The sequence below is a fragment of the Citreimonas sp. genome (assembly GCF_042096055.1).
GTDB lineage: Bacteria > Pseudomonadota > Alphaproteobacteria > Rhodobacterales > Rhodobacteraceae > Citreimonas.
The window spans coordinates 2,781-13,259 of the sequence record NZ_JBELMH010000083.1 but is presented as its reverse complement, the minus strand read 5'-3'; the positions used below and the strand labels follow the sequence as shown (position 1 = coordinate 13,259).

Here is a 10,479-nt window from a genome sequence, read left to right as displayed (position 1 = left end):
GTTCGGCGACCTGCTCGGCGCCGTAGAGCGTGCGGATGCTGGGGTTCATGGCCGCGCCGCTCATGACAACTATGCGGCCTTCGCGAACGGCCTCCATCTGGCTGACGGTGGGGTCGGATTGCAGGAATGCGATCTTGTTCTCGGCCGTGTCCAGATCCCAGCGGTTGCGGTCGACCTGCGCCGTGACGAATACGGTCGGATCGGCGGCCATGATGCCTTCCCAGCCGACGGCCGGCCAGTCCGCCTCGGTCTCGATGGCGTTCGAGCCGCCGAGGACGTCCGCGATGTAGCCCGAGGGCCCGTTGCCACCGCCGAGATAGGCGTCGTCGGCCGGCGACGGGCTGGAGAACCAGAACAGGAAGGTCAGGTCCTCGTTCTCCGAGAACTGCTCGCGCAGGGCGGCTTCGCGCGCCTTGAAATCCTCGATCAGCGCCTCTCCGCGGTCGGCGACGTCGAAGATCCGCGACAGGTCCTCGATCTCCTTGTAGAGCAGGTCCATGCTCCAAAGTTCCTCGCGAGAGCCGTAGGCGTCGTTGGCGTCCAGCGTCGTGGCGCAGGCGCTGGGCGACAGGTAGGTCGGGATGCCGAGATCTTCGAAATCCGAACGCTTGGCGACCTTGCTGTCGGGGCCGAGCAGGGTCGTGAGCATCGCCGCCACGAAGTCGGGCTGCGTCGACAGCACCGATTCCAGCGTCGGGAATTCGACCGTGAGCAGTTCAACGCCGCTGTTGGCCTCTGCCACCTCGGGCAGCACCGAATTGGGCCAGAAAGCGGTGGCGGCCATGCGGTCCTCGAGGCCCAGAAGCAGCATGATCTCGGCGCTGTTCTGGCCCAGGGCCACGGCGTTTTGCGGCGCGTGCTCGAAGGTGACGGACTGGCCGCAATTCTCGATCGTCAGGGGGTAGTCCGTCTGGGCGTAGGTCGCGCCGGCCGAGACGACCAGAGCAGTCATCGCAAGTGCCGGGAGCATCTGGTTCGTCATCGGGAATCTCATTGTTGAGTTGTTTTGTCGGGAACCGGCTATCGACATCCGATGGCGTTTTCAAGGTGTTTTGGTCAGGTTCCCTTCGGCGGTCACGGCGTCGGGCTTTCGACGACCCAGCTGGGAAAACGTGCGCGACAGGAATGCGAGACATCGAAGCGCGGTGCGTGTCACGTGCGAACCGGAGCCTGGACCGGGACGAGTGCTCCGCGCCTGCCGATGACCCGTGCGGATAGCGCGCAGCCGGCGCGCGCTGCTTCGGCATGCGATCCGCCGTCTGCCAGCGCCATGAGGAACGCCGCGTTGAAGCTGTCGCCCGCGGCCGTGGTATCTACCACGTCGGAGACGCTGTCGGGCGCAACGGTTTGGCGGGCGTGGCCGGCACGGATCAGGACCGGCTTCGGCCCGTCCTTGATCACGACCAGACCGGCGCCTGCTTCGGAATAGCGTTCGGCGGTCGCGTCGGTGTTTGCGTCGCCGAAATATGCGGCCTCGTCCTCGAACGAGGGCAGGGCGATGTCGGCGACGGCCGCGCCGCGGGTGATCCACCGGCACATGTCCTCGGTACCCAGCCAAAGGCGTGGGCGCAGGTTTGGATCGAACGCAACCGTGACACCGTCGGATCGGACGCGCGCCATCAGCTCGAGCAGGCGGCGGCGCCCGGTTTCGGGCAGGATCGCCAGAGTGATGCCAGAGAAGAAGACCGTGTCACCGGCCCCGACGGGCAGCGAATCCAGATCGTCGGCCAGCGTCCGGGCGGCGGCCGCGCTGCGCCAGTACGAGAACGTACGCTCGCCGTTCTCAAGGCTGACGAGGTAAAGGCCGACGGTCCGGTCGGCCCGGCGGCGCAGGTGCGGCACGATGCCGGACTCGCGCATGAAGGCGGCCATGTCGTCCGACGGCTTGTCGGCCCCCACGGCCGACAGATAGGCGATCTCGACGTTCGGAGGTGCCACCTGACGTGCGTACCATGCGGTGTTGAACGTGTCGCCCGCGAAGCCCATGACGAACTTTCCGGCACCGTCGGGCGCCATCTCGATCATGCACTCGCCGATCGCCAGGAATCGCGTCATGGGCGCTCTTCTTCGAAGAAGGCGGCCTTGTCGTGGCGTATCTGCGAGACGACGCGGCGGATGTCGGCCAGGTGCGTCCGCATGAGCCGTTCGGCCTCGTCGGGATCGCCGGACGCGATCGCGTCCACGATGACGCCATGCTCGGCGCGCACGTCGCGGCGGCGTTTCTCGGACAGGGTCAGAAAGCGCACGCGGTCCATCTGGGCCTTCTGTTCCTGGATCAGGTCCCAGGCGTGTGCGTGGCCCGCGATCGTGCAGATCATGCGATGAAACGCGTCGTCGAGACCGTGGAACACGCCCGCGTCCTCGACGCCCAACGCCTGCTCTTGCCGTTGAAGGTTGGCGCGCAGGCGGGCGATATCCTCGTCCGTGCGGCGCTCGGTGGCCAGGCGCGTGCATTCCGCCTCGATCGCCGTGCGGACGAAGGCCGCGTTCAGCACCGCGCGTTCCGAGATTCGCGAGACGAGCGTCGCGCGCTGCGGCCTGATCAGCAGGAATCCCAGCTTCGACAGACGGAAGAACGCGTCGCGTACCGGCTGGCGCGACACGTCGAGCTGCTTGGCGATTTCGGCCTCGGAGACCTTAGCGCCCGGCGGCAGCTTGAGCGACACCACCGCCGAATAAAGCGTCTCGAAGACCTGGTCGGTCGTCGTCTGGGGCGCGGGTGCGGCAAGCGGCTCTAGGGTGATGTCGGGCATGGGGATCATCTCGCGATGGCGTTCATTTCGACCTACGGCAATTTCAGTTTTGACACAACTGCCTTACTACCATATTAGTATGCCAAATAGGAGGAACATCATGGCCGCGACATGCCGCTGACCGATCCGGATCGCCTGTTTCCCGTCGAGCCGCGGACCCGTGGGTTGTCGCGTGCGCTCTACGAAAGCGTGGCCGGTCGTCCGATCATCAGCCCGCATGGGCATTGCGACCCGCGCTGGTTCGCCGAAGACGCGCGTTTTCCAAACCCGGCCGAGCTGTTCGTCATCCCCGATCACTACGTGTTCCGGATGCTGGTCAGTCAGGGCGTTCCGATGACCGATCTTGGCGTGCCGCGCGTAGACGGAGGCGAGACCGAGCGCGACCCGCGCCGGATTTGGCGGCTGTTCGCCGAGAACGTCCACCTGTTCCGGGGCACGCCGTCTGCGATGTGGCTGGATCATTCGTTCGAGCACGTCTTCGGCCTGGACGAGCCGCTGTCGGCGCAGACGGCGGACATGTACTACGATCATATCGACGCGAAGCTGGCCGAGCCCGGTTTCCGCCCCCGCGCGCTGTTCGACCGCTTCGGGATCGAGGTGCTGGCCACGACCGAAAGCGCGCTGGACGACCTGCGCTGGCACCGGATGATCGCGGAAAGCGACTGGTCGGGAAGGGTGGTGACCACCTATCGCCCGGACGCCGTCGTCGATCCGGAGTTCGAGGGCTTCGCCGCCAACGTCGACGCGCTGGGCGAGCTGACGGGCGAGGACACGCGAACCTGGCACGGGTACCTCGCGGCTCATCGCGCGCGCCGCGCGTTCTTCAGGGACCACGGCGCGACGGCAACCGATCACGGCCACCCGACCGCCCGGACCGAAGACCTCTCGCAGGCCGACGCGGCGGCGCTGTTCGCCAAGGTCATGTCGGGCGCGTTCACGCCAGACGAGGCCGACGCCTTCCGCGGCCAGATGCTGACCGAGATGGCGCGGATGAGCCTCGACGACGGGATGACGCTGCAGATCCACGCAGGCTCGCGCCGCAACCACAGCGCGCAGGTCATGGCGCGGCACGGACGCGACAAGGGTTTCGACATTCCGGGCCGCACCGACTACGTCGACGCGCTTCGGCCCCTGCTGGGCGCCGTGGGCATGGAGCCCGGTCTTCGAATCATCCTCTTCACGCTGGACGAGACGGTATACTCGCGCGAGCTCGCGCCGCTTGCGGGCGCGTATCCGGCGCTTCGGCTGGGGCCGCCCTGGTGGTTCTTCGACAGCTTCGAAGGGATCACGCGCTTCCGCGAGGCCACGACCGAGACCTGCGGTTTCTACAACACGGCCGGGTTCAACGACGACACCCGCGCCTTCTGCTCGATCCCGGCGCGGCACGACGTCGCCCGGCGGTCGGACTGTGCCTATCTCGCGACGCTGGTCGCGACGGGGCGGCTTCGGGAGGAAGCCGCCTTCGAAGTGGCACAGGATCTGACCTACCGCCTCGCAAAAGAGGCTTACGGGCTTTGAAGCCCATCCATCCAGGGAGGAGAAAACAGATGAAACACACGATCTTGGCCGGGCTCTTCGCCGGCACCGCGCTGACCGGCGCGGCCACGGCGTGCGAAGTGACGCTTCGTTCGTCCGACACGCACCCCGAAGGCTACCCGACCGTGATGGCGGTCGAGGCCATGGGCGAGATGATCGAGGAACGCACCGACGGCCGCATCTGCGTCGAGGTGTTCCACTCGGCCCAGCTGGGGCAGGAAAAGGACACGATCGAGCAGACCCAGTTCGGCGTGATCGACCTCAACCGCGTCTCGATGGGACCGTTCAACAACATCATCGAGGAGACGCAGGTCGTCTCGCTGCCGTACATCTTCCGGTCGGTGGACCACATGCACAAGGTCATGGACGGCGAGATCGGCGACGAGATCCTGGCCGCGTTCGAGGACCACGATCTTGTGGGCCTCGCCTACTACGACGGCGGTTCGCGCAGCTTCTACAACTCCGAAAAGCCGATCCAGTCGATCGACGATCTGGCCGGCATGAAGTTCCGCGTCATGCAGTCGGACATCTTCGTCGACATGGTCGACGCGCTGGGTGCGAACGCCACGCCCATGCCCTACGGCGAAGTCTATTCCTCGATCCAGACCGGCGTGATCGACGGGGCCGAGAACAACTGGCCGTCCTACGAATCCTCGGGCCACTACGAAGTCGCGAAGTACTACACGCTCGACCAGCACCTGATCGTGCCCGAGGTGCTCGTGATGTCCAAGATGAGCTGGGACAAGCTGTCGCCCGAGGACCAGGAGATCGTGCGCCAGGCCGCGAAGGAAAGCGTGCCAATCATGCGCGAGGCCTGGCAGGCCCGCGAAGCGGAATCCGAACAACTCGTGCGTGACGCCGGCGTCGAGGTGATCACCGACATCGACAAGACCCCGTTCATGGACGCGATGAAGCCGGTCTACGACAAGCACGTCACTTCAGAGACCCTGAAGGACCTCGTCTCGCGCATCCAAGCGACCGAGTAACGCAATCCCGACGGGCCGCCCGACGCAGGGGCGGTCCGATCCGGGACCGGGGGGGGTGTTATGATCGCCGTTGCCAAACTGACGGGCGTACTGGCCCGTATCGCGCTGTGGGTCGCCGGCGCGGGGTTGATCGCCATGACCGCGATGATCGCCGCACAGGTGTTCTTCCGCTACGTGCTCAACGACAGCCTGATCTGGACCGAGCCGATGTCCGTCATGGTGATGGGCTGGTTCATCCTGCTGGGTGCCGCCGTGGGCATCCGCGAAGGCAACCACCTTTCCTTCGAGATCCTGCTCTACCTCGCATCCGACCGGATGAAGGCGGTCCTGCTGTCGGTCTCGGATGTGGTGGTGACCGGCTTCGGTATCGGGATGGTCGTCTACGGCTGGCAGCTGGCCGCCAAGACCGCCGCCAACACGATCCCGTCGCTCGGCATCTCGGGCGCGTGGGACTTCATGCCGCTTATCGCCGGCGGCGTGCTGATATCGCTCTTCACCCTCGAACGTCTCGCCCGCCGCGCTGCTGGTCTTCCGACGTCGAGCTTCACGTACAAGGTCGATCATTGATGGAACTGTGGATCCTTTTCGGCAGCTTCACGGTCCTGTTGCTCATCGGAACGCCGGTCGCCTTCTGCCTCGGCGTGTCGAGCTTCGCGACCGTCCTCTACATGGGCCTGCCTCCGATCGTCGTGTTCCAGCGGTTGAACTCCGGCATCTCGGTCTTCGCGCTGATGGCGATCCCGTTCTTCATCTACGCGGGCGAGATCATGGTGCGCGGCGACATCGCGCGCCGGCTGGTGGCACTGGCGGGCGCGATGGTCGGACACCTGCGCGGCGGGCTGGGGCAGGTGAACATCACCGCCTCGGTCCTCTTCGGCGGGATCTCGGGCTCGGCCGCGGCGGATGCGTCCGCGATCGGCGGGCTGATGATCCCGCAGATGGAAAAGCGCGGCTACGACACGGATTACGCGGTGAACGTCACCGTCGTGTCGTCGATCATCGCGCTGATGCTGCCGCCGTCGCACAACCTGATCATCTACTCGATCTCGGCCGGCGGCAGGATTTCGATCGCGGATCTGTTCACCGCCGGCATCATACCGGGCCTGCTTCTCGCGCTGAGCCTGATGGTCGCAGCCTGGTACGTGGCGCGCAAGCGCGGCTACCCGACCGAGCCGTTCCCGGGACTGCAGATGCTGGGCATCCTGTTCGCGTCGGCCGTTCCCGGCCTGATCCTTGTGGCGATCATCTTCGGCGGCGTGCGCTCGGGCGTGTTCACTGCCTCGGAAAGCTCGTGCATCGCGGTGGTCTACGCGCTGGCGGTCACGCTGGTGGCCTATCGCTCGTTGTCGTGGACCGCCTTCGTCGAGACCACGCTGAACGCCGTGCGGACGACTGCGATGGTCCTGCTGGTGATCGGCTCGGCCGCGGCCTTCGGCTGGTTGCTGGCCTTCCTGAGGGTGCCGGCCGCGCTGGTCGAGGGGCTGCAGAGCGTGTCCGACAATCCGATCGTGATCCTGCTGCTGATCAACCTCTGCCTGTTGCTGCTGGGCACCTTCATGGACATGAGCCCGCTGATCGTGATCACCACGCCGATCTTCCTGCCCGTGGCCGCGGCTTTCGGCGTCGATCCGGTTCAGTTCGGCATCATCCTGATCCTCAACCTCGGGATCGGGCTGTGCACGCCGCCGGTGGGGGCGGTGCTGTTCGTCGGCTGCGCCGTGGGTCGGATCCACATCGGACAGGCCGTCCGGACGATCTGGCCCTTCTACCTCGCGGCCTTCGTCACGCTGCTTTTCGTCACCTACGTGCCGGCGCTCTCGCTCTGGCTTCCCTCGCTCTTCCACTGACGGAGACCGCGATGCTGAAACGCTACCCCGCCACCGAGGCCGATCCGGGCGTCACCCGGCAGGTCCTGTCCGAGACGCCCGACTTGATGGTCGTGTCGTTCCGCTTCGACACAGACGCCGAGGGCAAGCTCCACAGCCATCCACACGTGCAGGCGACCTATGTCCGCTCGGGCCGCTTCGCCTTCACCGTCGCGGACGAGGCGTTCGAGGTCGGGCCGGGCGACAGCTTCGTCATCCCCTCGGACGCGACCCATGGCTGCCGGTGCCTCGAGCCGGGCGAGCTGGTCGACACCTTCACACCCCGCCGCGACGACTTTCTCTGAAAGGACCCACTCATGACCGAAGCAGAAACCCGCTACGCCATCGACCCCGCGACCGCGCGCGGTCTCGACACCGAAGGGTTGCGCGCCCAGTTCCATGTCGACGGGCTGTTTCGCCCGGGCGAGGTCAAGCTGGTCTACAGCCACTACGACCGCCTGATCCTCGGCTCGGTCGTGCCCGATGGCGGGTCCCTCACGCTCGACACGGTGCCGCAGACCGGCACGGAAGCGTTCCTCGAACGGCGCGAGATGGCGGCGCTGAACATCGGCGAGACGGGCACGATCGCGGTCGGCGGAGAGACGCACACGTTCGAGCGTGGCGAGGTGCTTTACATCGGCATGGGCGCCGGCCCTGTCGAGTTCTCGGGCGCGGGCCGGTTCTACGTGTTGTCGGCGCCCGCGCACCGCACCTGCCCGACGCGGCTGATCCGCCTGGCCGATGCGCGGCGGGTCGAGCTTGGCGCGCGCGAGACGGCGAACGAACGCGTCATCCTGCAGTTCCTGCACCCCGAGGTGTGCGAAAGCTGCCAGCTTCTGATGGGCTACACCCAGTTCGCCGAAGGCTCGCTTTGGAACACGATGCCCGCTCACCTGCATGAACGCCGGATGGAGGCGTACCTGTATTTCGACCTGTCGGCGGACCAGCGCGTGTTCCACTTCATGGGCGAGCCGGACCAGACGCGCCACATCGTCATGGCCAACGAAGAGGCGGTGATTTCTCCACCCTGGTCGATCCATTCCGGCGCGGGCACGGGAAGCTACACGTTCTGCTGGGCGATGGCCGGCGACAACGTCGACTTCACCGACATGGACATGGTCCCGATGGAGGCGCTGCGATGAGCCGCGCCTTCCGCATCGACGGCGCGCGCGCGCTGGTCACCGGTGCGAATACCGGCATCGGTCAGGCGGTTGCCGTGGGCCTGGCCGAGGCCGGCGCCCACGTGATCGCGGCCGGCCGGTCGTCCTGCGACGAAACGCTTGGCCTGATCGAACGGTCGGGCGGCGCGGGCGAGACGATGATGCTGGACCTGTCCGATCCCGTCGCGGCGGCGGCGCGGCTGGGGCAGGCCGGCGATCTCGACATCCTCGTCAACAACGCGGGCATCATCCGGCGCGCGGACTCGGTCGACTATTCCGAGGCCGACTGGGACGCGGTGATGGACGTGAACCTCAAGGCGGTCTTCCTGCTGTGCCAGGCCTTCGCGAAGGCCGCGATCGCGCGCGGCGCGCCGGGGCGGATCGTCAACATCGCGTCGCTGCTGTCCTTTCAGGGCGGCATCCGCGTGCCGGCCTACACCGCCACGAAGCACGGGGTCGCGGGGCTGACCAAGATCTTCGCCAACGAATGGGCGGGGCAGGGCATCAACGTCAACGCCGTGGCGCCCGGCTATATCGCCACGAACAACACCGAGGCGCTGCGCAACGATCCGAAACGCGCGGCGGAGATCCTCGGCCGCATCCCTGCCGGGCGCTGGGGCGATCCGGCGGACATCGCGGGGGCGGTGACGTTCCTGTGCACGCCGGCGGCGAATTACGTGACCGGCGCGGTCCTGAACGTGGATGGAGGCTGGCTTGCCCGCTAGACTGACACGCGACGGCGCGGCCCCGAAGATCGGGATCGTGCATCTGGGCCCCGGCGCGTTCTTCCGGGCCTTCAACGCCGTCTACACCGACGAGGCGATGGCCAGAGCGGGGGGCGACTGGGGCATCCGTGCCGTCAGCCTGCGTAGCGCCACGGCGCGCGACGAGCTGAAGGCCCAAGGCTGTGCCTACACGTCCGTCACGCTTTCGCCCGAGGGGCGGCAGGCCCGCGTCATCGGGTCTGTCTCGGACGTGCTGGTGGCACCCGAGGATCCGGAGGCCGTGATCGCCGCCATGGCCGACCCGGACGTACATGTCGTCTCGCTCACGATCACCGAGAAGGGGTACTGCCACAATCCTGCGACCGGGCGGATGAACGCCGATCATCCCGACATCTCCCACGACCTGGCCGCGCTCGATGCGCCGCGTTCGGCGCCCGGGTTCATCGTCGCGGCGCTGGCCCGGCGGAAGGACGCGGGCCTGCGTCCCTTCACGGTGCTGAGCTGCGACAACCTGCCGTCGAACGGCCCGCTGGCGCGCGGCGTCGTCACGGAATTCGCCCGGCGCACCGATGCGGATCTCGCCCGCTGGATCGAGGATCACGGGCGCTTTCCCGCCACGATGGTCGACCGGATCACGCCCGCCACCACCGAAGCCGACATCGACGCGCTGGAACAGGCCGAAGGCTATCGCGATCCGGCGTGCGTGGTGCACGAGCCGTTCCGCCAATGGGTGATCGAGGACGATTTCGCGGGCCCCCGCCCGGCGTGGGAGGCCGCCGGCGCGCAGATTGTCGCCTCGGTCGAGGCGCACGAGCTGATGAAGCTGCGCTGTCTCAACGGCACGCATTCGACGCTGGCCTACCTCGGCTACCTCGCGGGTTACGAGACCATCGCCGAGACCACCGCCGATGCGGATTTCGCACGGCTGTGCGAACGGCTCTGGGCCGACGAGATCGTCCCGACGCTGACGCCGCCCGAGGGCGAGGACCTGCCTGCCTATTGCGCGGCGCTGCTGGACCGGTATCGCAACCCCGCGATCCAGCACCGGACATGGCAGATCGCCATGGACGGCAGCCAGAAACTGCCCCAGCGCATCCTTGGGACCATCCGCGACAACCTTGCCGCCGGCCGCGTGCCCGAGGGGCTGTGCCTCGCTGTGGCGGCGTGGATGACATATGTGGGCGGCGTGGACGAACACGGAAAGGCGATCGACGTGCGTGATCCCCTGGCGGACACGCTGCGTGCCGCGTCCGCCGGCGCCGACGGCGTATGGGACAAGGTCGGCGCCCTGTTGGCACAGCGCGAGGTCTTCGACGCGGCGCTCGCCGAAGACGCGCGGTTCCGCGAGGCCGTCACATCGGCGTTCGAGCGGCTGCAGGCGAGGGGCTCCAGGGCGACAGTGGCGGAGTACGTGCGATGATCGAGACGTGGCGCTGGTTCGGTCCGCTGGACGA

General features: G+C 67.0%; 11 protein-coding genes. 8 read left to right on the top strand and 3 right to left on the bottom strand.

Annotated elements, in window-relative coordinates:
* The 3 genes from ACFDTC_RS15085 to ACFDTC_RS15075 form a co-directional block, all read right to left on the bottom strand.
* Positions 1–952, bottom strand: a 952-nt coding sequence (locus ACFDTC_RS15085; RefSeq protein ID WP_375259709.1) for an ABC transporter substrate-binding protein, incomplete at its 3' end; no start/stop codon positions are given.
* A 200-nt stretch (positions 953–1,152) separates the two neighbouring features.
* On the bottom strand, positions 1,153–2,055 hold the full coding sequence (locus ACFDTC_RS15080; RefSeq protein WP_375259708.1) for a sugar kinase: 903 nt from the start codon (positions 2,053–2,055) through the stop codon (positions 1,153–1,155).
* Positions 2,052–2,753 (bottom strand): GntR family transcriptional regulator, encoded by a 702-nt coding sequence (locus ACFDTC_RS15075; RefSeq protein ID WP_375259707.1) that lies wholly within the window; start codon positions 2,751–2,753, stop codon positions 2,052–2,054. The genes ACFDTC_RS15080 and ACFDTC_RS15075 overlap by 4 nt, the downstream gene beginning before the upstream one ends.
* A 111-nt stretch (positions 2,754–2,864) precedes the next feature.
* Here ACFDTC_RS15075 and uxaC point away from each other — a divergent pair, with 111 nt between their 5' ends.
* From uxaC to ACFDTC_RS15035, 8 genes are read left to right on the top strand one after another with little or no spacing between them, the layout of a single operon-like run.
* On the top strand, positions 2,865–4,271 hold the full coding sequence (gene uxaC / locus ACFDTC_RS15070) for a glucuronate isomerase (protein WP_375259706.1): 1,407 nt from the start codon (positions 2,865–2,867) through the stop codon (positions 4,269–4,271).
* A gap of 29 nt (positions 4,272–4,300) precedes the next feature.
* A complete protein-coding gene (locus ACFDTC_RS15065; RefSeq protein WP_375259705.1) occupies positions 4,301–5,275 on the top strand; it encodes a TRAP transporter substrate-binding protein in 975 nt (324 codons plus the stop codon).
* Positions 5,276–5,335: 60 nt separating this feature from the next.
* Positions 5,336–5,842: a TRAP transporter small permease gene (locus tag ACFDTC_RS15060; protein WP_375259704.1), complete on the top strand. Its 507-nt coding sequence runs from the start codon at positions 5,336–5,338 to the stop codon at positions 5,840–5,842.
* A complete protein-coding gene (locus ACFDTC_RS15055) occupies positions 5,842–7,122 on the top strand; it encodes a TRAP transporter large permease (protein WP_375259703.1) in 1,281 nt (426 codons plus the stop codon). Before ACFDTC_RS15060 ends, ACFDTC_RS15055 begins: the two co-directional genes overlap by 1 nt.
* Positions 7,123–7,133: 11 nt before the next feature.
* On the top strand, positions 7,134–7,445 hold the full coding sequence (locus ACFDTC_RS15050; protein WP_375259702.1) for a cupin domain-containing protein: 312 nt from the start codon (positions 7,134–7,136) through the stop codon (positions 7,443–7,445).
* 12 nt (positions 7,446–7,457) lie between these two features.
* Positions 7,458–8,282 carry a 5-dehydro-4-deoxy-D-glucuronate isomerase gene (gene kduI, locus ACFDTC_RS15045; protein ID WP_375259701.1) on the top strand — a complete coding sequence of 275 codons (825 nt, stop codon included), beginning with the start codon at positions 7,458–7,460 and terminating at the stop codon, positions 8,280–8,282.
* Positions 8,279–9,025 carry a 2-dehydro-3-deoxy-D-gluconate 5-dehydrogenase KduD gene (gene kduD / locus ACFDTC_RS15040; protein ID WP_375259700.1) on the top strand — a complete coding sequence of 249 codons (747 nt, stop codon included), beginning with the start codon at positions 8,279–8,281 and terminating at the stop codon, positions 9,023–9,025. Before kduI ends, kduD begins: the two co-directional genes overlap by 4 nt.
* A complete protein-coding gene (locus tag ACFDTC_RS15035) occupies positions 9,003–10,445 on the top strand; it encodes a mannitol dehydrogenase family protein (RefSeq protein ID WP_375259699.1) in 1,443 nt (480 codons plus the stop codon). Before kduD ends, ACFDTC_RS15035 begins: the two co-directional genes overlap by 23 nt.
* Positions 10,446–10,479 lie beyond the last annotated feature (34 nt).